Below are 22,788 nucleotides of genomic sequence, written 5' to 3' on the forward strand. Positions count from 1 at the left end.
GGCACCATGACAGCACTGCCTCGGAACCTCCCTGCCAGTACCGATCTGCACGACGTGCGCTGGCTGCGCAGCAGCTACAGCACGGGAGCGAACAACTGCGTGGAGACGGCCCGGCCGCACTCCGGCCCCGGGGTCGGACTGCTCGCCGTGCGCGACTCCAAGGCCCCGGCCGGACCCGCGCTGCTCTTCTCCCCCGAGAGCTGGGCGGACTTCGTGACCGCGCTCCGGTGAGCACCGACGCCCACTGACCCCTACCCGACCAGTTCCCAATCAGATCCGATCATTTTCGGGCGATGTCCGGCCGTGTCACGCCGACTCATGGTCGCGCCTCGCCGATCACCCGTACAGCGCGTTCGATCTCGGCCTCGGAGAGGTCCGCACGGGCGGTCAGCCGCAGCCGTGAGATGCCGTCGGGCACGGAAGGAGGACGGAAGCAGCCCACGGCCAGGCCCGCCGTACGGCAGTCGGCCGCCCATCGCACGGCCTGCTCCGGGGAGGGAGCCCGCACCGAGACCACCGCGGCGTCCGGACGCACCGCTTCCAGACCCGCGGCGGTCAGGCGTGCGTGCAGTTCGGCGGCGACCGCGCGAGCCTGTTCCGCCCGCGCGGGCTCGCGCCGCAGCAGCCGCAGCGCAGCCAGCGCCGCGCCGGCCGCCGCGGGGGCCAGGCCCGTGTCGAAGATGAACGTGCGCGCCGCGTTGACCAGATGGTCGATCACCCGCGCCGGACCGAGCACCACCCCGCCCTGGCTGCCCAGCGACTTGGACAGGGTGGCCGTGACGACCACGTCCTCGGCGCCCGCGAGACCCGCCGCGTGCGGGGCGCCCCGGCCGCCGTCGCCCAGCACGCCAAGCCCGTGGGCGTCGTCCACGACCAGCCCCGCCCCGTGCTCCCGGCACGCCTCCGCCAGCGCGGCCAGCGGAGCCGCGTCGCCGTCGACCGAGAACACCGTGTCGGAGACGACGATCGCCGCCCCCTCGTGCGCGCCCAGCGCCTTGTCCACGGACTCCGGGTCGGCGTGCCCGACCACCTGTGTGGTGCCCCGGGCGAGCCGGCAGCCGTCGATGAGCGAGGCGTGGTTGCCCGCGTCGGACACGATCAGCGAGCCGTGCGGGCCCAGCGCGGTGACCGCGGCGAGGTTCGCCGCATAACCGGACGAAAAGACCAGAGCCGCCTCGAAGCCGCAGAAGTCCGCCAGTTCGCGCTCCAGCTCGGTGTGCAGCTCGGTGGTGCCGGTGACCAGCCGGGAGCCGGTGGAGCCGCCGCCCCAGGTCCGGGCGGCCCGGGCCGTGCCCTCGGCGACCTCGGGGTGGTGGGCGAGGCCCAGATAGTCGTTGCTCGCCAGGTCCAGCAGCGGCGAATCGGCCGGACGCGGGCGCAGGGTCCGTACGAGTCCGGCACGGCTGCGCGCCTCGGCCTGCTCGTCGATCCAGCCGAACGCCATGTGTCCTCCGGGGGCATTTGTAGGTAGCGGACAGACCCTAGCGGCCCGGCCGGGCACGCATGGTGTGGCAATACCCACACGGTGATCCGGCTCCGTTGTCGATTCTCTCCTTGGCCGGGGGCGGTCCCGTAGGACAGGATCGGACCTCATGGACCTGCTGAACACGCTGGTGGACAAGGGGCTTCGGCGCGAGCTGCCGACCCGCGAGGAAGCGCTCGCCGTACTCGCCACCTCCGACGACGACCTGCTCGATGTGGTGGCCGCGGCCGGCAAGGTGCGCCGGCACTGGTTCGGCCGGCGCGTGAAACTCAACTACCTGGTCAACCTCAAGTCCGGCCTGTGTCCGGAGGACTGCTCCTACTGCTCCCAGCGGCTCGGCTCCACGGCCGGCATCCTGAAGTACACCTGGCTCAAGCCCGACGAGGCCTCCCAGGCGGCCGCGGCGGGCCTGGCCGGCGGCGCCAAGCGGGTCTGCCTGGTGGCGTCCGGGCGCGGCCCGACGGACCGGGACGTGGACCGGGTCTCCGAGACCATCAAGGCCATCAAGGACCAGAACGAGGGCGTCGAGGTGTGCGCCTGCCTGGGCCTGCTCTCCGACGGCCAGGCCGAGCGGCTGCGCGAGGCCGGCGCCGACGCCTACAACCACAACCTGAACACTTCCGAGTCCACCTACGGGGACATCACCACCACCCACACGTACGCCGACCGGGTGGAAACGGTGCAGAAGGCGCACGCGGCCGGTCTGTCCGCCTGCTCCGGTCTGATCGCGGGCATGGGCGAGAGCGACGAGGACCTCGTCGACGTCGTCTACTCGCTGCGCGAACTGGACCCGGACTCCGTTCCGGTGAACTTCCTGATCCCGTTCGAGGGCACCCCGCTCGCCAAGGAGTGGAACCTCACCCCGCAGCGCTGCCTGCGCATCCTCGCGATGGTCCGGTTCGTCTGCCCGGACGTGGAGGTGCGTATCGCGGGCGGCCGCGAGGTCCACCTGCGCACGATGCAGCCCCTCGCGCTGCACCTGGCCAACTCCATCTTCCTCGGCGACTACCTGACCAGCGAGGGCCAGGCCGGCAAGGCCGACCTGGAGATGATCGCGGACGCCGGGTTCGAGGTGGAGGGCGCCGACCAGGTGACGCTGCCCCAGCACCGGGCGGACGCCGCCGCGGGCGGCTGCGGCTCGCACGCGGAGACGGGCTGCGGCTCGCACGCGGAGACGGGCTGCGGCTCGCACGCGGAGGCGGGTTGCGGTTCGCACGGTGACGCGGGCTGCGGCTCGCAGGCCGAGGCCGGGTGCGGTTCGCACGCGGGCGGCGGGGTGTGCGGTACGGCGTCCGTGCCGGCCGCGGCCGAGCCGCGCACCGACCTCGTCGCCGTGCGCCGCCGGGGCGCCGGAACGGATCTCGCGCCCAATGCCTGATCAGCACGACCGGCCGGAGCGGCCGGCCCGGCCCGGCCTGAGCGTGCCCGAACTGCTGGAGCTGGACCGGCGGCACGTGTGGCATCCGTACGGCCCGATGCCCGGGCGTGTCGAACCGCTCGTCGTGGAGTCGGCGAGCGGGGTCCGACTGCGGCTCGCGGACGGCTCGGGCGAGCTGATCGACGGCATGTCGTCCTGGTGGTCGGCGATCCACGGCTACAACCACCCCGTCCTCGACGAGGCCGCGCGCGAGCAGCTCGGGCGGATGAGCCATGTGATGTTCGGCGGGCTCACGCACGAGCCCGCCGTCCGGCTGGCGAAGCTCCTTGTCGACATGTCGCCTGATGGACTCGAACATGTCTTCCTCGCCGACTCCGGCTCGGTGTCCGTCGAGGTCGCGGTCAAGATGTGCCTGCAGTACTGGCGCTCGCTCGGCCGCCCCGGCAAACAGCGGCTGCTGACCTGGCGGGGCGGCTACCACGGCGACACCTGGAACCCGATGTCGGTGTGCGACCCCGAGGGCGGGATGCACGAGCTGTGGACCGGGGTGCTGCCGCGCCAGGTGTTCACGGACGCGCCGCCCGCCGAGTACGAGGAGTCGTACGCCGAGCATCTGCGGTCGGCGATCGCACGGCACGCGGACGAACTGGCCGCGGTGATCGTCGAGCCGGTGGTGCAGGGCGCGGGCGGGATGCGGTTCCACTCCCCCGCCTATCTGCGGGTGCTGCGCGAGGCGTGCGACGCGCACGACGTGCTGCTGGTGTTCGACGAGATCGCGACCGGCTTCGGGCGCACCGGCGCGCTGTTCGCGGCCGAGCACGCGGGCGTGACCCCGGATGTCATGTGTGTCGGCAAGGCGCTGACCGGCGGCTATCTGACGATGGCGGCGACGCTGTGCACCCCGCGGGTGGCCGACGGGATCTCGCGGGGCGACGTACCGGTTCTCGCTCACGGCCCGACGTTCATGGGCAATCCGCTGGCGGCCGCCGTGGCGTGCGCGTCCATCGAGCTGCTGCTCGGGCAGGACTGGCGCGCGGAGGTCCGGCGGATCGAGGCGGGCCTGCGGGAGGGGCTGGCGCCGGCCGCCGACCTGCCCGGGGTGAAGGACGTCCGCGTCCTGGGCGGCATCGGCGTCGTCCAGCTCGACCACGAGGTGGACATGGCCGCGGCCACCCGGGCGGCCGTACGGGAGGGCGTGTGGCTGCGCCCGTTCCGCGACCTGGTCTATACGATGCCGCCGTACGTCACGGGTGACGCGGACGTGGCACGGATCGCGCGCGCGGTGTGCGCCGCGGCGCGGGAGGGTTGAGATGCCGGTACTGGTGATCACGGGGACGGGCACGGAGGTCGGCAAGACGGTCACGACCGCCGCCGTCGCCGCCGCGGCGCTGGCGGCCGGGCGTTCGGTGGCCGTGCTGAAGCCCGCGCAGACGGGGGTACGGCCGGACGAGCGCGGGGACGCCGACGAGGTCGCGCGGCTCGCGGGACCGGTCACGACCGCGGAACTGGCCCGCTACCCCGAGCCATTGGCCCCGGGCACGGCAGCCCGGCGGGCCGGGATGGCCCCGGTGCACCCGCACGAGGTGGCCGAGGCCGCGGCCAAGCTGGCCACCGAGCACGATCTGGTGCTGGTGGAGGGCGCGGGCGGGCTGCTCGTACGGTTCGACGCGGCGGGCGGCACGCTGGCGGACGCGGCGGAACTGCTCGGCGCGCCGGTGCTGGTCGTCGCCCCGGCCGGTCTTGGCACCCTCAACTCCACCGAGCTCACGGCCCGTGAACTGCGGGCGCGTGGCCTGGAGTTGGCCGGCGTCGTGATCGGCAGCTGGCCCGAGTCCCCGGACCTGGCCTCCCGCTGCAACGTGGCCGACCTCTCCGAGGTCGCCGACGCCCCCCTGCTCGGCGCGATCCCCTCCGGCGCGGGCAACCTGCCCCCCACCGACTTCCGCACGGCCGCGCCGACTTGGCTGGCACCTCCCCTGGACGGCGTCTGGGACGCGAAGGCATTCGGGGCGCGGGAGGCACCGTAGCCGGAACGGCACGCGCGGCCGCGGAGCCCGGCGCGGCAGCGCAGTAGCCGGGGTGCGGCAGCGCAGTAGCCGGGGTGCGGCAGCGCAGTAGCCGGGGTGCGGCAGCACGGTGGCCGGGGTGCGGCAGCACGGTGGCCGGGGTGCGGCAGCACGGTGGCCGGGGTGGCGCGCCCGGCCGCGGAGCCTGGCGCGCAGCGTAGCCGGGGTTGCGCGCACGACCACAGCGCACTAGCCAAGGTTGCGCGCCCAGCCGCTGAGCCTGGTGCGGCGGTGCGGTAGCCGGGGTGCGGCGTCGTAGCCGGGTGCGGCAGCGCGGCGGCCGGGGTGGCGCGCCCGACCGCGGAGCCTGGCGCGCAGCGTAGCCGGGGTGCGGCAGCGTCGTAGCCGGGGTGCGGCAGCACGGCGGCCGGGGTTGCGCGCCCGACCGCGGAGCCTGGCGCGCAGCGTAGCCGGGGTGCGGCAGCGTCGTAGCCGGGTGCGGCAGCACGGTGGCCGGGGTTGCACGCCCGGCCGCGGAGCCTGGCGTGGCGGCGCCGTAGCGGGGGTTACGCGCCTGGCCGCAGTGCCCGGCGCGACAGCGCAGTGGCCGGAGTTGCGCACCCGGCCACGCAGCCCGACGCGACAGCGCAGTAGCCGGGGTTACGCGCCCGGCCGCAGAGCCCAGCGCGGCGGCGCACGGGCCGAGTCCTTCCCCCTCCAGTCGACCGAGTCATTCCTCCTCCAGCCAACCGAGTCGAGCCGTTCCCCCTCCAGGCGACCGAGTCGAGTCGTTTCCCTTCCAGCCGACCGAGTCGGGTGGTGGGTGGGCGAGGTCGGGGTCCAGGGGCGGAGCACCTGGCGGGGGTCCGGGGGCGGAGCCCCTGGAGGGGGCCGGGGCGGAGTTCCGCGGCGTGGGCCGAGGGTGCGTGTGCGTCGTACGGGGGACACTGTTCCCAGGCCGTCCAGCTCCGGGAGGTTGTCATGCGGTTGCTTTCCTCCGCTTCCGGCCAGGTCACGCGGGGTCCCGTCCACCATCCGGTCTTCGCCCGCTACTACGCCCGGATCAGCGTGGGCGCCGAAACCCGGTTCGGCATGGCCGGGCTGCGCGAGCGGCTGCTCGCCGGGCTGTCGGGGCGGGTGATCGAGATCGGCGCGGGCAACGGGCTGAACTTCGCGCACTATCCGCAGACCGTCGCCGAGGTCGTCGCCATCGAACCGGAAGCGCTGCTGAGGAAGTTGGCGCTGGAGTCCGCGCTGCGCGCCGACGTGCTGGTGGACGTGGTGCCGGGGACCGCGGAGGCGCTGCCGGTCAAGAGCGAGGGCTTCGACGCGGTCGTACTGTCGCTGGTGCTGTGCAGCGTGCGGGACGTGGAGCGGGCGCTCGGCGAGGTCCGGCGGGTGCTCAAACCCGGCGGCCAGGTGCGGTTCTTCGAGCACGGCCGGGGCGGCGGCCGCATGATGACGCTGACCCAGCGCGCCCTGGACCGTACGCTGTGGCCCGCGGTGAACGGCGGCTGCCATCTGGCCCGTGAGCCAGTCGCCGCGCTGCGCGAGGCCGGCTTCGAACTCGGCCCGCTCCGGCAGGTGCTGATTCCGGAGAAGGGCCCCACGCTGCCCACCTCCTTCTGCACGCTGGGCACCGCCTGGCGGCCCCCCGAGTGAGCCGAGCGCCTCACGCGAACGCGCGGAAAGTTGCCCCTTACACGCGGTACGCCTCCTCGGCCCCAGGACGTATTTCGGCTGTGGGGCCGATCACACTAGGCTCGGCCCGGACCCGGTGTGTCGGGATGTCGAGGGGACCGGGAGGCGGTCTTGTACACATCTGCTGAGAAGGACGCTCCGGGCGGTGCGTCCGGTGGTGGGATCGCGGCCCGCGCCCGCGGGCTGACCAAGGCGTACGGCTCGGGCGAGACCGCCGTACTCGCCCTGGACTCGGTGGACGTGGACATCGCGCGCGGCCGCTTCACGGCCGTGATGGGCCCGTCCGGCTCGGGCAAGTCCACGCTGATGCACTGTCTGGCGGGGCTCGACACCGTGTCCGCCGGTCAGGTGTGGCTCGGCGACACCGAGATCACGGGGCTGAAGGACCGGGAGCTGACCCGGCTGCGGCGGGACCGGATCGGGTTCATGTTCCAGTCGTTCAACCTCATCCCGACGCTGAACGCGGCCGAGAACATCACCCTGCCCATGGACATCGCGGGCGCCAAGCCGGACCGGCAGTGGCTGGACCAGGTCATCGACACGCTCGGCCTGCGCGGACGGCTCACGCACCGCCCGGCGCAACTGTCGGGCGGTCAGCAGCAGCGCGTGGCCTGCGCGCGGGCGCTGGCCTCCCGGCCGGAGCTGATCTTCGCGGACGAGCCCACCGGCAACCTGGACTCGCGGGCGGGTCTGGAGGTGCTGGGCTTTCTGCGCAGTGCCGTGGACGATCTCGGGCAGACCGTCGTGATGGTCACGCACGACCCGGGCGCCGCCGCCCACTCCGATCTGGTGCTCTTCCTCGCCGACGGCAGGATCGTGGACCGGATGGAGCGGCCGACGGCGGAGGCCGTACTGGAACGCATGAAGGCTTTCGACGTGGTCCGGGGCCGGCTCGGCGACGACGCCCCGGCGCAGGACGACGCCCTGGCGCAGGAGGACTGACCCGGTGCTCAAGGCGACCCTGCGCAGTTTCCTCGCGCACAAGGGCAGGCTGGCGCTGTCCGCGCTGGCCGTCGTGCTGTCCGTCGCGTTCGTCGCGGGCAGCCTGATCTTCTCCGACACGGTCACCCGCACCTTCGACCGGCTGTTCGCCTCGACCGCCGCCGATGTGACGGTCGAGCCGAAGGAGGACTTGAAGTCCCCCGTGCCGACCGGCGCCGTCCAGACCGTGCCCGCCGCGCTCAAGGACCAGGTGGTGAAGGTCGACGGGGTCGCGGCGGCCCATGCGGACGTGTCGGTGCAGAACGTCGTCGTGGTCGACAGCCACAACAAGTCGGTCGGCCCGACCACCGGCGCCCCGACCATCGCCACCTCCTGGTACGTCACCCACCGCAGCCCGGTGAAGCTGACCTCCGGTCACGCGCCGAGCGGCGCGGGCGAGGCGCTGCTGGACGCGGACACCGCCGACAAGAAGCACGTACGGATCGGCGACACGCTGACGGTGCAGGCGCAGCCGGGCAGCTTCCGGGTCAGGGTCGTCGGCATCGCCACGTTCACCACCACCAACCCGGGCGCGGCCCTCGTCTTCCTCGACCCCGCGGTGGCCGGCCGCGAGCTGCTCGGTTCGGCCGACCGGGCCACGAGCATCTCGGTGGACGCGGCCAAGGGCGTCACGGACACCGAGCTCAAGCGCCGTGTCGCCGCGGCGATCGGCACCGGTGGCGGCACCTACGACCTGAAGACCGCCGACGAGCAGGCCAAGTCGGCCGCGGCCGACCTCGGCGGGTTCCTGGACGTGATCAAGTACGTGATGCTGGGCTTCGCCGGGATCGCCGTACTGGTCGGGGTGTTCCTGATCGTCAACACCTTCTCGATGCTGATCGCGCAGCGCACCCGTGAACTCGGCCTGCTGCGGGCGCTGGGCGCCGACCGGCGGCAGGTGCGGCGGTCGGTGCTCACGGAGGCACTGCTGCTGGGGCTGGTCGGCTCGACGCTGGGCCTCGCGGCCGGGGTCGGGCTGGCGGTCGCGCTGATCCGGCTGATGAGCGCGTTCGGGATGAACCTGAAGGCCACGGAGATGGTGATCGGCTGGGGGACGCCGGTCGCGGCGTACGCCGTCGGCGTGGGCGTCACCTTCGTCGCCGCGTACCTGCCCGCGCGGCGGGCGGCGGCCGTCTCGCCGATGGCGGCGCTGGCGGACGCCGAAGTCGCCGGTGTGGGCAAGCCGTTGAAGGTGCGGGCGGTCGTCGGGGCCGTGGTCGGGGTGGCCGGCGCGGCCGCGCTGGCGGGGTGCGCGGCGGCCACGAAGACCGGCTCGGCGGGCTCGCTGCTGGGGCTCGGCGTGGTGCTGACGCTGATCGCGACCGTCATCGCGGGTCCCCTGCTGGTGCGGCCCGTGATCCGCGTCCTGGGCGGTGCCTTCCCCGCGCTGTTCGGGTCGGTCGGCCGGATGAGCCAGCGCAACGCCCTGCGCAACCCGCGCCGCACGGGCGCCACGGCGGCCGCGCTGATGGTGGGACTCGCGCTGGTCGGTGGGATGTCGGTGGCCAGCGCGTCCATGTCCGCCTCGTTCGACCAGAAGATCGACCAGACGCTCGGTGCCGACTATGTCGTCCAGAGCGCCAACTTCACGCCGTTCACCAAGGAACTCACGGACACCGTCGAGGCCACGCCCGGCGTCGGGCTCGTGGTCCGCACGCGGATCAGCCCGATCGCGCTACGGCTGCCGGACGGGGACCGCGTGAAGACCGCGGCCTCCGGGTACGGTCCCCGCCTCGACGACGTCGCCCATCTCACCTACGCGCGGGGCGACTCGGCGGCCGCGCTGGCGGACGGGCACCTCGCCATGGACGCCCGTTTCGCCAAGGACCACGGGGTCCGGGTGGGCAGCGTGCTGCCGGTCGAGTTCCCGGGCGGGCGCCGGGCGGAGCTGACGGTCGGCGCCCTCACCGACCAGGGCGCCGGTGACGGCTTCGGCCCGCAGGGTGGCGTCTTCCTCGGCATGGCGACGATGGACACGTACGTGCCCCGCGGCCAGGACTCCGCCCTCTACGTCAACGCGTCCCCGGGTACCGACGCGAAGGAGCTGCGCCCTCGGCTCGAGCGGGCGCTGGAGCCGTTCCCGCAGGTCCAGGTGCGCGACCAGGCCGACTACAAGAAGCTGGTGCACGATCAGATCGCCGTCCTGCTCTATCTCGTGTACGCGCTGCTCGGGCTCGCGATCATCATCGCCGTGCTCGGGGTGGTCAACACGCTCGCGCTGTCGGTGGTGGAGCGCACCCGGGAGATCGGGCTGCTGCGCGCGATCGGGCTGGGCAGACGGCAGCTGCGCCGGATGATCCGGCTGGAGTCGGTGGTGATCGCGGTGTTCGGCGCGGTGCTGGGGCTGGGGCTGGGCCTGGTGTGGGGCGTGTGCACCCAGCAGGTGCTGGCCCTGCAGGGGCTGACCGCGCTCGCGATCCCCTGGGGCACCGTCGTGGCGGTCGTGATCGGCTCGGCGGTGGTCGGCATCGTGGCAGCCCTGTTGCCGGCGCTGCGGGCCTCGCGGATGAACGTCCTGGCGGCGATCGCGCACGAGTGAGTACGGGCCAGAGCTCATACGACAGTACGGGCGCCAACTCACACGACTGAGTACGGGCGCGAACGCACACGACCGGGTACGGGCGGGTCGGCCCCGGTGCCGGGACGCCGCACCCGTGATGGAATCGCGACCGGGATCGCATCGGGGATCGCATCGGGGATCAAGTCGCTCACCACTTGGGAGAGTTCATGCCGCGTCCGTTCCGCTTCGGGGTCAATCTGCTCACGCCCGCGCCCGCCGCCGAGTGGCGGGCGAAGTGCCGTCGCGCCGAGGAGCTGGGGTACGACGTGATCCTGGTCCCGGACCACCTCGGCATGATCGCGCCGTTCCCGGCGCTGGTCGCGGCCGCCGAGGCGACCGAGCGGCCCCGGCTCGGCACACTCGTCCTCAACGCCGGTTTCTGGAACCCGGCGCTGCTGGCCCGCGAGGTGGCGACCACGGACGCCCTGGCCGGCGGCCGCCTGGAACTCGGCCTCGGCACCGGATACGTACAGGCCGAGCATGAGGCGGCCGGACTGCCGTACGGCACTCCGCGCGAGCGCGTGGACCGCCTCCGGCGCACGGTGGCGGAACTGGAGCGGCTGCTCGGCGCCGAGGAGTACGAGCCCCGTCCGGCGCAGCGCCGGGTGCCGCTGCTGATCGGCGGTGACGGTGAGCGGACGCTGCGGCTGAGCGCGGAGCGGGCGGACATCGTCGGCTTCACCGGGGCGCGGATGGTGCCCGGGAGCGCGACGGGGAAGCTGGAGCCGGTGACCGCCGAGGAGGTGGACCGGCGCGTGGCCCGCTACCGGGAGCTGGCGGCGGGCCGGGCCGAGCCGGCGGAGCTGAACCTGCTCGTGCAGCTCGTGGCCGTCACCGACGATCCCGAGGTCGCGCTCAAGCCGCTGCTGGAGCGGCAGCCGCAGCTGAGCCTGGAGCAGGCTCTGGACCTGCCCATCGTGCTGGCCGGTCCGCTGGACGAGGTCGTCGCGCGGGTGCGGGCGCTGCGCGAGCGGTTCGGGTTCTCGTATCTGACCGTCCTGGAGCCGTTCATGGAGGCGTTCGCGCCGGTGATGGAGCGGTTGCGGGAGGAGCCCGTGTGAGCGCCCCGCAGCGGGAAATACGCTCGCCGGGCGGCCCGGCGGTCTGCTTGGCTCGCCCCATGAGCGATCTTCACATCCGCCGCGCCACCCTCTCGGACATCGACACCGTGCTGGACTTCTGGCGTACGGCGGCGGAGGGGACGAGCATCAGCGACGACCACGACGGAGTGGCCCGGCTCATCGCGACCGACCCCGAGGCCCTGCTCCTCGCCGAGCGTGACGGCGTCCTGGCGGGCACGGTCATCGCCGGGTTCGACGGCTGGCGCTGCTCCGCCTACCGCCTGGCCGTCCATCCGGACCACCGTCGGCAGGGCATCGCCACCGCCCTGCTGGAGGCGGCGGAGCGCCGGTTCGCCGCGCTGGGCGGCCGGCGCGTCGACGCGATGGTCCTGGAGGCCAACGAACGGGCCCACCACACCTGGGCCGCGACCGGCTACCGCCGCGAGGACCACTGGCGGCGCTGGGTGAAGCCCCTCACGGACTGAAGACGCTCACGGGCTGAAGACGCTCACGGGCTGAAGACGCTCACGGCGCTCACGGACTGAAGACCCGCGACTCTTTGCCCATCCTTTACCATTGAGGGAGCACTCGGCCCTTGATGAAAGGTTGTGAGCGTCCTCCCATGGACGGTCCTCTCCGTCGGCGACACCGCGCGTCGCGCCCCGCCTTGCCCGATCATGGGAGAGGGGTGACCCGATGACCGAAGTGCTGCTCCTGCTGGTGGCGATCCTGCTGTCGCTCGCCTGCGGCGCCTTCGTGGCGGCGGAGTTCTCGCTCACCACGGTCGAGCGCGGCGAGCTGGAGCGGGCCGCCGAGCGAGGCGAGCGCGGGGCGGCGGGCGCGCTCAAGGCCGTGAAGAGCCTCACCTTCCAGCTGTCCGGTGCGCAGCTCGGCATCACCGTCACCAACCTGGTGGTCGGCATGCTCGCCGAGCCGTCCATCGCGAAGCTCCTCGCCGGACCGTTCCGGGCGATGGGGGTGTCGTCCACCACGGCGAGCTCGGTCGCGCTGGTGCTGGGCACGGCCCTGTCGACGGTGTTCCTGATGGTCGTGGGCGAGCTGGTGCCCAAGAACTGGGCGATCTCCTCACCGCTGGCCATGGCCAAGCGGGTCGGCAGCCCGCAGCGCTGGTTCAGCGCCGCGTTCCGCCCCTTCATCACGCACCTCAACGAGACGGCCAACCGTGTCGTGCGCGTGTTCGGCATCGAACCCGCCGAGGAGCTGGCCTCCGCGCGCGGGCCGCAGGAACTGGTGGCCCTGGCCCGGCACTCCGCGAAGGAGGGGGCGCTGGAGGCGGACACCGCCGAACTGTTCGTCCGCACCCTGAACCTGGCCGACCTGACGGCGGAGAACGTGATGACCCCGCGCGTCCAGGTCGTCGCCCTGGACACCCAGACCACCTGCGAGGACGTGGCGAACGCGACCCGGGCGACGGGCCTGTCCCGGTTCCCGGTCTATCGCGGCGGCCTCGACGCGGTCGTCGGCATCGCCCACATCAAGGACGTCCTGGCGCTGCCCGCCGGGGAGCGGCCCTTCCGCTCCGTCACCCAGGTGATGCGCGAGCCCCTGCTGGTGCCGGAATCCCTCACCGTGGACCGGCTGCTGGACCGCCTGGGCGGCAAGCGGACCATGGCCGTCGTCATCGACGAGTACGGCGGTACGGCGGGCGTGGCGACCCTGGAGGACATCGTCGAGGAGGTCGTCGGCGAGGTGCGCGACGAGCACGACCCGCACGAGACACCCGACCTCGCCCCCGCCGGGGCCGACGAGGAGGGCCGGGCCCTGTACTCCGCCGACGGCGCCGCCCGCACGGACCAGCTCGCGCGGGTGGGCCTGCGGGTGCCCGAGGGGCCGTACGAGACGCTGGCCGGCCTGGTCGCCACCGAGCTGGGCCGCATACCGGAGATCGGGGACATCGTCCAGGTCGCCGGCTGGCGGCTGGACGTGGTGGACGCCTCGGGCCACCGGGCCGCGCGGGTGCTGCTGCACGCCCCGCTGGACGACGCGCCGAGCGACGAGTGGACGGAGGGGGCGCGATGACCGTCGTACAGGTGCTGATCGGTCTGGCGACCCTCGTCGTGAACGCCTTCTTCGTGGGCGCCGAGTTCGCGCTGATCTCCGTGCGCCGCTCGCAGATCGAGCCGCTCGCCATGGAGGGCGACCGGCGGGCGAAGCGCGTGCTGTGGGGGCTGGAGCACGTGTCCGCGCTGCTGGCCGCCGCCCAGCTCGGCATCACGCTGTGCACGCTGGTGCTGGGCGTGGTCGCGGAGCCGGCCATCGCGCACCTGCTGGAGCCGGTCTTCCACGCGGTAGGGGTGCCCAAGAGCGCGGGCCACGCGGTGTCGTTCGTGATCGCGCTGACCCTGGCGACCTATCTGCACATGCTGCTGGGCGAGATGGTGCCCAAGAACATCGCGCTCGCCGAACCGGTGCGCAGCGCGCTGCTGCTCGGTCCGCCGCTGGTCGACCTGTCCCGCGCCCTGCGCCCGGTGATCTTCACGGTCAACGCCTTCGCGAACGGCCTGCTGAAACTGCTCAGGGTGGAGGCCAGGGGCGAGGTCACGGCGACGTTCTCGGACACCGAACTCGCCGAGATCGTCCGGGACGCCGGCCAGGCGGGCCTGATCGACGGCCGCGCGCAGGAACGGCTGCACGACGCCCTGGAGCTGGGCAGCCGACCGGTGCGGGACGTCGTGGTGCCCTTGGAACGCGTGGTCTACGCGCGCGTGGGCGTCACCGCCGAGCAGTTGGAGGGGCTGTCGGCCGAGTCGGGCTTCTCCCGGTTCCCGGTGGTCGACGTGGGCCGCCGGATCGTGGGCTATCTGCACGTCAAGGACGCGCTGGACGCCTCGCCCCGGGACGTGCCGTTCCGGCTGCGCGACATGCGGCCCATCGCGCGGGTGCGCGAGAGCACCCCGCTGGACGACGTGCTCACCGCGATGCGGGGCAGCCGGACCCACCTGGCGGCCGTACTCGGCGAGGACGGCCGGCTGGCCGGGCTGGTGACGATGGAGGACGTCCTGCGCGAGCTCTTCGGGCAGCCCGTGTGAACCACGCCGGACCACCACCGCGTGCCCGGCCCCGGACCGACAGGTGGTGACCGGTGCCGGGCCGCCCTGCGTGACCGGTGCCGGACCGCGCGGCGTGACCGGTCGCGGACCGACCAGGTATCCGGTGGCGGACCGACCAGACAACCGGTGCGGGGCTGGCCGGGGTGACCGACCGGGGTGACCGACCGGCGGGTATGGCGTCGGGATAGCATCGCTGTCGCCATGCAGACGAACTCCACGCCTCCCGCGCACACCAGCCTGGTCGCCGTCGGCGACTCCTTCACCGAAGGCATGTCGGACCTGCAGCCCGACGGCAGCTACCGGGGCTGGGCCGACCTCCTCGCCGGGCGGATGGCCGCCCGCACCCCGGGCTTCCGGTACGCGAACCTCGCCGTGCGCGGCAAGCTCATCGGGCAGATCGTCGACGAGCAGGTGGACGTGGCGGCCGCGATGAACGCCGACGTGATCACGCTCGTCGGCGGGCTCAACGACACGCTGCGGCCCAAGTGCGACATGGGCAGGGTGCGGAGCCTGCTGACCGAGGCCGTGGAACGCCTGGCGCCCAGCTGCAAGCAGCTCGTGCTGATGCGCAGCCCGGGCCGGCAGGGCCCGGTGCTGGAGCGGTTCCGGCCCCGCATGGAGGAGCTGTTCGCCTGCGTCGACGACCTGGCCGACAAGCACGGCGCCGTGGTCGTCGACCTGTACGGGGCACCGTCGCTGGGCGACCCGCGGCTGTGGGACGTGGACCGGCTGCATCTGACGGCCGAGGGGCACCGCCGGGTCGCCGAGGCGGTGTGGCAGTCGCTCGGCTACGAAGCCGAGGACGTCGAGTGGCGCACGCCGATGCCGGCGACACCCCCGCCGGGCTGGGCGAGCCGGCGCGTCGCGGACGCACGGTTCGCCCGCGAGCACCTGATCCCGTGGATAGGCCGCCGCCTCACCGGCCGCTCCTCCGGCGACGGCCGCCCGCCGAAGCGTCCGGAACTGCTGCCGTACGAGGGGCAGGCATAGCACTCCCGGCCCCCCGCCCGGGACCGACCGGGCCACGTGACGCGGCTCTCGTAGCTTCCGCCGAACGACCCCATGGCGCTGGCCTGCACGAATCGCCAGTAGAATCTGGACACGTGACTTCAGCGCCCGCCAAGCCCCGCATCCCGAACGTCCTCGCCGGACGCTATGCCTCCGCCGAGCTCGCCACGCTCTGGTCGCCCGAGCAGAAGGTGAGGCTGGAGCGGCAGCTCTGGCTCGCCGTGCTGCGGGCCCAGAAGGACCTCGGCATCGAGGTGCCGGACGCGGCGATCGCCGACTACGAGCGCGTCCTCGACACCGTCGACCTGGCCTCGATCGCCGAGCGCGAGAAGGTCACCCGGCACGACGTGAAGGCGCGGATCGAGGAGTTCAACGACCTCGCCGGGCACGAGCACGTGCACAAGGGCATGACCTCCCGTGACCTCACCGAGAATGTCGAGCAGCTGCAGATCCGGCTGTCGCTGGAGCTGATGCGCGACCGTACGGTGGCCGTCCTGGCGCGGCTGGGCAAGCTGGCCGGCGAGTACGCCGAGCTGGTCATGGCCGGCCGCTCGCACAACGTGGCCGCGCAGGCCACGACCCTCGGCAAGCGCTTCGCGACCGCCGCCGACGAGCTGCTCGTCGCCCACGGCCGCGTCGAGGAGCTGCTCGGCCGCTACCCGCTGCGCGGCATCAAGGGTCCCGTCGGCACCGCGCAGGACATGCTGGACCTGCTCGGCGGGGACGCCGGCAAGCTGGCCGAGCTGGAGGACCGGATCGCCGGGCACCTGGGCTTCTCGCAGGCGTTCACCTCGGTCGGCCAGGTCTACCCGCGCTCGCTGGACTACGAGGTCGTCACCGCGCTGGTGCAGCTGGCGGCGGCGCCGTCGTCGCTGGCCAAGACGATCCGGCTGATGGCCGGGCACGAGCTGGTCACCGAGGGCTTCAAGCCGGGTCAGGTCGGCTCGTCCGCGATGCCGCACAAGATGAACACCCGCTCCTGCGAGCGCGTCAACGGCCTCATGGTCATCCTGCGCGGCTACGCCTCGATGACCGGCGAGCTGGCGGGCGACCAGTGGAACGAGGGCGACGTGTCCTGCTCGGTGGTGCGCCGGGTCGCGCTGCCGGACGCGTTCTTCGCGCTCGACGGCCTGCTGGAGACCTTCCTGACCGTCCTCGACGAGTTCGGTGCCTTCCCCGCCGTGATCGCCCGCGAGCTGGACCGCTACCTGCCGTTCCTCGCCACGACCAAGGTGCTCATGGGCGCCGTGCGCTCCGGTGTGGGCCGCGAGGTCGCGCACGAGGCGATCAAGGAGAACGCCGTCGCCACCGCGCTCGCGATGCGCGAGCAGGGCGCCGAGCGCAACGACCTGCTCGACAAGCTCGCCGCCGACGAGCGGCTGCCGCTCGACCGTGAGCAGCTGGCGGCGCTGATGGCCGACAAGCTGTCCTTCACCGGCGCGGCCGCCTCCCAGGTCGGCGTGGTCGTCGGCCGGATCGAGGAGATCGTCAAGCAGCACCCGGAGGCCGCCGGGTACACCCCCGGAGCGATCCTCTGACCCGCTTCACCCAGGCGGAACTGGAGGCCGCCCGCGACCGTCTCGTCCCGGACGTGGTCGCGGACGGCCTCCATGTGCTGTTCTGCGGCATCAACCCGGGCCTGATGACGGCGGCCACGGGCCACCACTTCGCCCGCCCCGGGAACCGCTTCTGGCCGGTGCTGCACCTGTCCGGCTTCACGCCGAGGCTCATGAAGCCTGCCGAGCAGCAGGAGCTGCTGACATACGGGCTGGGCATCACCAACGTGGTGGCGCGGGCGACCGCACGGGCCGACGAGCTGACCGCCGAGGAGTACGTGGAGGGCGGGCGGCTGCTGACCGCCCGGGTGACGCGGTGGCGGCCCAGGTGGCTGGCGGTGGTCGGGGTGACCGCGTACCGGGCCGCCTTCGGGGAGCGCAAGGCTCAGGTGGGGCCGCAGGAGCGGACGATCGGGGACACGCGGGTGTGGGTGCTGCCCAATCCCAGCGGACTGAATGCGCACTGGACGGCGGCGACGATGGCGGAGGAGTTCGCCAGGCTGCGGGACGCCGCGCGCGTTTAGGACCTGTCTTCCGGATCGGGCCGGCTCCGGCCGACCGGGCCTCCCGCGGACCCAAGCGGGGACCGTCCGGGCCCGTCGGGTCACGGTGGGTCTATCTCCGTGACCGTGGCCAGCAGCCGGATCTCGTCGGTGCCGTCCCGGTCGGCGACGCCGAGAGCGACCCAGCGGCCGGCCTCCTCCGCCCGCCAGACGTCGAGTTCGTCGGTGTGGAGGCTGAGGCTGGCCCAGGGCTCCGGTATCGCCTCGCCCCGCCCCATGCGCAACCGCACCGTCAGCTGACCCCAGGGCGGCTGTTCGCCCCAGCGGTCGTTCAGCCGCTGCGCGATGGCCTCTCGGAGCGCGTGCATGTCGGCGGCGGCCCGCTCCCGCACCCAGGGCTCGGCCGCGCTCATCCCGCGGCTCGTCTCTAACACCGCCATGCTGTACCCGGGCCCCGCCGTGCCGAGATCCGACCTGCTGTCCTCCGCCGGGAACTCCCGGGCGGACAGCAGGTCGATGACGGTCAGACACTTCGCGATGTCCATGTGATCCAGTAAAGCGGGCCCCACTGACATGTGGCGGGCCGTCAGGCGTCCCGGCGATGGATCCGCCACGCTCCCGCGAGCAGCGCCGCCGCCGTCCACAGCGCGGTCACGGCGAGCCCGGTCCAGGGGCCGAGCGAGCCGCCCCACGTGCTGTGCAGGGCGACTTGGCCGGCCCGGTCGGGCAGGTAGTCGGCGATGCCGGCGGACAGGTCGCCGATGACGAAGGACACGATCAGCAGGAACGGGATCAGGACGGAGAGCGTCGCGACGCCGCTGCGCAGCACGGCCGCGAGTCCGGCGGCGAACAGCGCCATCAGCGTGAGGTGCAGGCCGCAGCCGACGGCTCCGCGCAGCCCCTCGGTCCAGGTCGGACCGGACGCGCCGAGGACGGTCTTGCCCACGATCAGCGTCACCAGGCCGGTGAGCAGCCCCACCGCCAGCACGGGAAGGGCGATCGCCGTGACCTTGGCGGCGAACCAGCGCCACCGGTCGGGCACGGCGGCCAGCGTCAGCCGCAGCGCGCCGCCGTGGAACTCCGACGAGACGGCCGTCGTCCCGAAGGCGATCGCGGCGATCTGTCCGAAGCTGATCCCGAAGAACACCGAGTACAACGGGTCCGTGTCGTCGCTGTCGGCGGCGGCGAGCGCCGAGAACGCCGCCGTGGCCAGGAGGATCGCGGCCAGGCTGCCGACGAGCGAGCGCAGCGTACGGATCTTGATCCACTCGGCGCGCAGGACGGGGGTGAACGGCATGGTCAGGCCTCCTGGGGCTGTGCGGTGAACTCGGTCTCGGCCGCGGTCAGATCGAAGTAGGCCTGCTCCAGGGTGGCCTCCTGGGCGGTCAGTTCCAGTACGGGTACGCCCGCCTCCGACATGAGGCGGCCGAGGTCGTCCACGCGGGCGTGGTGCACGGTCCAGGTGCCGTGCTCGTCTCGGGAGGCGTCGTGGCCGTGGCGGGCGAGCAGGTCGCCGAGGGCGGCGGAGTCGGTGGTGCGGATGCGGACCTGGGGCCGTACGCGCGCGTGGATGAACTCCTGGACCGGGGTGTCGGCCAGCAGGCGGCCCCGGCCGAGGATGACGAGGTGGTCGGCGAAGGCGGCGGTCTCGTTCATGAGGTGGCTGGAGACCAGGACCGTACGGCCCTCGGCGGCGAGCCGGCGCAGCAGGGTGCGGATCCAGACGATGCCTTCGGGGTCGAGGCCGTTGGCGGGCTCGTCCAGCAGGATCACCTCGGGGTCGCCGAGGAGGGCGGCGGCGATGCCGAGCCGCTGGCGCATGCCGAGGGAGTACGTCTTCACCCGGCGGTGTGCCACCGACGCGAGCCCGGTCTCCTCCAGGACGGTGTCGACCCGACGGACGGGAATGCGGTTGCTCGCCGCCAGCGCGCGCAGATGGGCGTGCGCGGTGCGGGAGCCGTGGGCGGCCCGCGCGTCGAGCAGGGCGCCCACCCGGCGCAGGGGTTCGGCGAGTTCGGCGTAGGGCCGGCCACCGATGCCGGCGGTGCCGGAGGTCGGGCGGTCGAGGCCGAGGACGAGCCGCATGGTGGTGGACTTCCCGGCGCCGTTGGGGCCGAGGAAGCCGGTGACGCGGCCGGGGCGGACGCTGACGCTGAGGCCGTCCACGGCCCGTCGGCCGCCGTACTCCTTGGTGAGGTCCCGAAGGTCGATGCTGGTCATGGCAACAGCGTTGCCTGGCGCGGGGATCGGGGCCTCCCCCGCCGGTGGAGATCGTCTCCCCCGTGCGGGGGAGGGCGTTGTCAGTGCCGCCTGCCACGATGTCCGCATGGCCGCCCACGTGATCCGCTTCCTGCGCCCGCTGCTGCGCGGGACGACGTACACGCGCCTGCTGCACCTGTGGACGCCGATGCTGATCGTCAGCATGTGGCTGTTCATCGACATGTCGACTCCCTGGGTGCCGGCGCTGGTCCTCGTCCCGCTCGGCCTCGTGCCGGCCGTGCGGATGGGCGAAGGGGTGCAGGCGCGGCTGCTGCTGACGCCCGGCAAGGAGGATCCGGGCATCTCCGTGACACCGTCGGCGGCCTGGCGGGACCGGTGGCGCACCGTCCTGTGGCTGGAGCTGCGGATGCTCCTCGGCGTGACGGCCGTGTACGCCATGGTGTGGCTGCCGGTCATCGTGTACGACCTGGCGAAGCGCGCGTGGGGAGGGGCCCCTTCCGATGTGCCTCTGCTGGACCGGCTGCCGCCGGACGAGGCCTGGGTGGCCCTCCTCATACCGTTCCCCCTGCTCGCCCTCTACGGCGCCGTCGTCGGCTTCGGCGCGCTCGTCACGGCGGGTGCGCGCCGGCTCCTCGGGCCGTCCGCCGTCGAACGGCTGGCGGCGCTGGAGGAGCGCACCGAGCAGCTGCTGGAACGCACCCGGATCGCCCGGGAGTTGCACGACTCCATCGGGCACGCGCTGACGGTGGCGGTGGTGCAGGCGGGTGCCGCGCGGGCGGCCGGAGATCCTGGGTTCACCGACCGCGCGCTGGCCGCCATCGAGGAGACCGGCCGGGCCGCCTTGGAGGATCTGGACCGCGTGCTGGGGGTGTTGCGCGAGTCGGGGCGGCCGGTGAGCGCCCGGCCCACGCTGACCGACGCCGACCGGCTGCTGGACTCGGCGCGTGCCTCCGGCGCCAAGGTCGACGCCGAGGTGACCGGGCCCGTGGCGGCGCTCCCGGGGCCGGTCTCGCGCGAGGGGTACCGCATCCTCCAGGAGGCGCTCACGAACGTGCTGCGGCATGCGGGGGCCGTGCCCGTACGGGTCCGGGTGACCGTCGCCGACGGCACGCTCGCCCTGGAGGTCCGCAACCCGCTTCCGGCCGCGATAACCGGGCCCGGACGGGGCAGCGGACTGCGCGGCATACGGGAGCGCGCCGCCCTCCTCGGGGGCAACGCCCGTACCGGGCCGGACGAGGGCGACTGGCAGGTGCGCGCGGAGCTGCCGCTCAGTTGATCTAGGCTGGCCGGATGCCGGTGACCGTACTCCTCGTCGACGACGAACCTCTGGTCCGCACGGGTTTGCGGGCCGTGCTGGAGGCGCAGCCCGACATCGAGGTGGTGGGTGAGGCGGCCGACGGGGCGGCGGTGATCCCGCTGGTGCGCCAACTGCGGCCGGACGTGGTCGCGATGGACGTGCGCATGCCGCTGCTGGACGGGATCGAGGCCACGCGCGCGGTGCTGCGCACCGTCGAATCGCCGCCGAAGATCCTCGTGGTGACCACTTTCGAGGACGACGAGTACGTGTACGAGGCGCTGCGCGCCGGTGCCGACGGGTTCCTGCTGAAGCGGGCCCGGCCGGCCGAGATCGTCCACGCGGTGCGGCTGGTCGCGGAGGGCGAGTCGCTGCTGTTCCCCGCGTCGGTGCGCCGGCTCGCCGCCCGGTACGGCGACGGCCGCGGGGCGGGCGACCCGCTGTCCGAGGCCCGGCTGACCGACCGGGAGGCGGAGGTGCTGCGGCTCATGGCACGGGGGCTGACGAACGCGGAGATCGCCGGCCGGCTGGTCGTCGGGACGGAGACGGTGAAGTCGCACGTGAGCGCCGTACTGGCCAAGCTCGGGGCGCGCGACCGCACCCAGGCGGTGATCGCCGCCTACGAGTCGGGGTTCGTCGCGCCGGGCTGATCCGCGGCGGGCCGCCGGATCGGGGCGAGCCCGGCACTCGCCGGGGTGGGCCGGGCCGAGTACGATCCGCCCAACACGCCCGCGAGCTGGGAGGACGGACGGTGGGCCAGCTGACCGGCGGCGATCCCTCGCTGCTGCGAAGGATCAATTCCGCGGTGGTGCTGCACGCGCTGCGTGCCACGGACTGCGCGACGCTCACCGAGATCACCCGGGTCACGGGCCTGTCCCGGCCGACCGTCGAGGGGGTCGTGGAGGGGCTGATCGAGGCGGGGCTCGTGGTCGAGAAGGCGGCCGAGGAGGGCACCGCACGCCGCCAGGGGCGGCCCGCGCGCCGGTTCCGGTTCCGGGCCGAGGCCGGGCATCTGCTGGGCCTGGAGATCGGCGCGCACCGGGTCGCCGCGCTCCTGTCCGACCTGGACGGGCGGGTGCTGGGCGCGCAGGCCAAGGAGGTCGACGAGACGGCCCCGGCGGACGAGCGGCTGGAGCGGCTGCGCGGCGCGGTCGCGGAACTGCTGCGGCGGGCCGGGATCTCCCGTGGTTCGCTGCGGGCCGTGGGGGTCGGCACGCCGGGCATCGTGGAGGCCGACGGGACGGTACGGCTGGGCACGGCCCTTCCGGAGTGGACGGGCCTGCGGCTCGGCGAACGGCTCAGCCGCTCCTTCAAGTGCCCGGTGCTGGTGGAGAACGACGCCAACGCGGCGGCCGTGGCCGAGCACTGGAAGGGCGCGGCGACGGAGACCGAGGACATGGTGTTCGTGCTGGCCGGGCTGAGTCCCGGGGCGGGTTCGCTGATCGGCGGGCGGCTGCACCGGGGGTACGGCGGGGCGGCCGGGGAGATCGGCGCGCTGCATCTGCTGGGGCGGGAGGTCACCCCGGAGACGCTGCTGTCCACCACGGACGAGCCGTTGCACCCGCTGGACGAGCAGGCGGTCGCCCAGGTGTTCGCGCTTGCCCGGAAAGGCGACCAGCGGGCGCGGGCGGCCGTCGAACGGTTCATCCAGCGGCTCGTCCACGACGTCGCCGCGCTGGTGCTCGCCCTCGACCCCGAACTCGTCGTGATCGGCGGCTGGGCGGCCGGCCTGGACGGCGTGCTCGACCCCCTGCGCCGTGAGCTCGAGCGCTACTGCCTGCGGCCGCCCCGGGTGACACTCTCCCTGCTCGGCGAGGCTGCCGTCGCCACGGGCGCGCTGCGGCTGGCCCTGGACCATGTGGAGGAGCAGCTGTTCGCGGTGGAGGGCACGGTGACGGCGCGACGCTGAGGCGGGCAGGCGCAGGGCGAGGGCCGGCCGCTGCGGCGGGTGAGCGGATGCAACGGC

At 73.4% G+C, this 22,788-nt stretch carries 21 protein-coding genes; 17 read left to right on the forward strand and 4 right to left on the reverse strand.

The features are described 5' to 3' along the window. The first annotated feature begins 6 nt into the window (after positions 1 to 6). Positions 7 to 231 (forward strand): DUF397 domain-containing protein, encoded by a 225-nt coding sequence (locus tag ABZ865_RS37570; protein ID WP_361240501.1) that lies wholly within the window; start codon positions 7 to 9, stop codon positions 229 to 231. Positions 232 to 316: 85 nt separating this feature from the next. On the opposite strand, the gene ABZ865_RS37575 is transcribed toward ABZ865_RS37570, so the two are convergent. Continuing rightward, a complete protein-coding gene (locus ABZ865_RS37575) occupies positions 317 to 1,444 on the reverse strand; it encodes an 8-amino-7-oxononanoate synthase (protein ID WP_361240504.1) in 1,128 nt (375 codons plus the stop codon). Positions 1,445 to 1,592: 148 nt separating this feature from the next. Here ABZ865_RS37575 and bioB point away from each other — a divergent pair, with 148 nt between their 5' ends. From bioB to mug, 13 genes are all read left to right on the forward strand, one after another. Then, a complete protein-coding gene (gene bioB, locus ABZ865_RS37580) occupies positions 1,593 to 2,861 on the forward strand; it encodes a biotin synthase BioB (RefSeq protein ID WP_361240507.1) in 1,269 nt (422 codons plus the stop codon). Beyond that, positions 2,854 to 4,170 carry an adenosylmethionine--8-amino-7-oxononanoate transaminase gene (locus ABZ865_RS37585; protein WP_361240510.1) on the forward strand — a complete coding sequence of 439 codons (1,317 nt, stop codon included), beginning with the start codon at positions 2,854 to 2,856 and terminating at the stop codon, positions 4,168 to 4,170. Before bioB ends, ABZ865_RS37585 begins: the two co-directional genes overlap by 8 nt. Position 4,171: 1 nt before the next feature. Next, positions 4,172 to 4,888 (forward strand): dethiobiotin synthase, encoded by a 717-nt coding sequence (gene bioD / locus ABZ865_RS37590; protein WP_361240513.1) that lies wholly within the window; start codon positions 4,172 to 4,174, stop codon positions 4,886 to 4,888. Positions 4,889 to 5,848: 960 nt separating this feature from the next. Then, a complete protein-coding gene (locus ABZ865_RS37595; RefSeq protein ID WP_361240516.1) occupies positions 5,849 to 6,529 on the forward strand; it encodes a class I SAM-dependent methyltransferase in 681 nt (226 codons plus the stop codon). Between the two features lie 150 nt (positions 6,530 to 6,679). Further along, positions 6,680 to 7,510, forward strand: coding sequence for an ABC transporter ATP-binding protein (locus ABZ865_RS37600; protein WP_361240519.1), 831 nt, complete (start codon positions 6,680 to 6,682; stop codon positions 7,508 to 7,510). A 4-nt stretch (positions 7,511 to 7,514) separates the two neighbouring features. Continuing rightward, a complete protein-coding gene (locus tag ABZ865_RS37605; protein WP_361240522.1) occupies positions 7,515 to 10,088 on the forward strand; it encodes an ABC transporter permease in 2,574 nt (857 codons plus the stop codon). Positions 10,089 to 10,276: 188 nt separating this feature from the next. Then, positions 10,277 to 11,170: an LLM class F420-dependent oxidoreductase gene (locus ABZ865_RS37610; RefSeq protein WP_361240525.1), complete on the forward strand. Its 894-nt coding sequence runs from the start codon at positions 10,277 to 10,279 to the stop codon at positions 11,168 to 11,170. A 59-nt stretch (positions 11,171 to 11,229) separates the two neighbouring features. Then, positions 11,230 to 11,655, forward strand: coding sequence for a GNAT family N-acetyltransferase (locus ABZ865_RS37615; protein WP_361240528.1), 426 nt, complete (start codon positions 11,230 to 11,232; stop codon positions 11,653 to 11,655). A 211-nt stretch (positions 11,656 to 11,866) separates the two neighbouring features. Next, positions 11,867 to 13,210, forward strand: a complete 1,344-nt coding sequence (locus tag ABZ865_RS37620) for a hemolysin family protein (RefSeq protein ID WP_361240531.1) — start codon at positions 11,867 to 11,869, stop codon at positions 13,208 to 13,210. After that, on the forward strand, positions 13,207 to 14,220 hold the full coding sequence (locus ABZ865_RS37625) for a hemolysin family protein (protein WP_361240534.1): 1,014 nt from the start codon (positions 13,207 to 13,209) through the stop codon (positions 14,218 to 14,220). The genes ABZ865_RS37620 and ABZ865_RS37625 overlap by 4 nt, the downstream gene beginning before the upstream one ends. Positions 14,221 to 14,442: 222 nt before the next feature. Beyond that, complete coding sequence (locus ABZ865_RS37630) at positions 14,443 to 15,231, forward strand: SGNH/GDSL hydrolase family protein (RefSeq protein ID WP_361240537.1); 789 nt, start codon at positions 14,443 to 14,445, stop codon at positions 15,229 to 15,231. 113 nt (positions 15,232 to 15,344) lie between these two features. After that, positions 15,345 to 16,787 carry an adenylosuccinate lyase gene (gene purB / locus ABZ865_RS37635; protein ID WP_361240539.1) on the forward strand — a complete coding sequence of 481 codons (1,443 nt, stop codon included), beginning with the start codon at positions 15,345 to 15,347 and terminating at the stop codon, positions 16,785 to 16,787. Beyond that, entirely contained in the window at positions 16,784 to 17,329 is a 546-nt protein-coding gene (gene mug, locus ABZ865_RS37640; protein WP_361240867.1) for a G/U mismatch-specific DNA glycosylase, read from the forward strand. Before purB ends, mug begins: the two co-directional genes overlap by 4 nt. A gap of 80 nt (positions 17,330 to 17,409) precedes the next feature. On the opposite strand, the gene ABZ865_RS37645 is transcribed toward mug, so the two are convergent. The 3 genes from ABZ865_RS37645 to ABZ865_RS37655 are packed head-to-tail and all read right to left on the reverse strand — an operon-like array spanning position 17,410 to position 19,528. Further along, positions 17,410 to 17,853 (reverse strand): hypothetical protein, encoded by a 444-nt coding sequence (locus ABZ865_RS37645; RefSeq protein ID WP_361240542.1) that lies wholly within the window; start codon positions 17,851 to 17,853, stop codon positions 17,410 to 17,412. Positions 17,854 to 17,894: 41 nt separating this feature from the next. Then, positions 17,895 to 18,605 carry an ABC transporter permease gene (locus tag ABZ865_RS37650; protein WP_361240545.1) on the reverse strand — a complete coding sequence of 237 codons (711 nt, stop codon included), beginning with the start codon at positions 18,603 to 18,605 and terminating at the stop codon, positions 17,895 to 17,897. A 2-nt stretch (positions 18,606 to 18,607) separates the two neighbouring features. Beyond that, positions 18,608 to 19,528 carry an ATP-binding cassette domain-containing protein gene (locus tag ABZ865_RS37655; RefSeq protein ID WP_361240548.1) on the reverse strand — a complete coding sequence of 307 codons (921 nt, stop codon included), beginning with the start codon at positions 19,526 to 19,528 and terminating at the stop codon, positions 18,608 to 18,610. 118 nt (positions 19,529 to 19,646) lie between these two features. Between ABZ865_RS37655 and ABZ865_RS37660 the strand changes: the two genes are divergently transcribed. The 3 genes from ABZ865_RS37660 (at position 19,647) to ABZ865_RS37670 (ending at position 22,731) form a co-directional block, all read left to right on the forward strand. Beyond that, complete coding sequence (locus ABZ865_RS37660; protein ID WP_361240870.1) at positions 19,647 to 20,804, forward strand: histidine kinase; 1,158 nt, start codon at positions 19,647 to 19,649, stop codon at positions 20,802 to 20,804. Between the two features lie 14 nt (positions 20,805 to 20,818). After that, a complete protein-coding gene (locus tag ABZ865_RS37665; protein ID WP_361240551.1) occupies positions 20,819 to 21,472 on the forward strand; it encodes a response regulator transcription factor in 654 nt (217 codons plus the stop codon). 101 nt (positions 21,473 to 21,573) lie between these two features. Next, positions 21,574 to 22,731 carry an ROK family transcriptional regulator gene (locus ABZ865_RS37670; protein WP_361240554.1) on the forward strand — a complete coding sequence of 386 codons (1,158 nt, stop codon included), beginning with the start codon at positions 21,574 to 21,576 and terminating at the stop codon, positions 22,729 to 22,731. The last annotated feature ends 57 nt before the right edge of the window (positions 22,732 to 22,788 follow it).

This window comes from Streptomyces sp. NPDC047085 (genome assembly GCF_040643735.1).
In the GTDB taxonomy this organism is placed as follows: domain Bacteria; phylum Actinomycetota; class Actinomycetes; order Streptomycetales; family Streptomycetaceae; genus Streptomyces.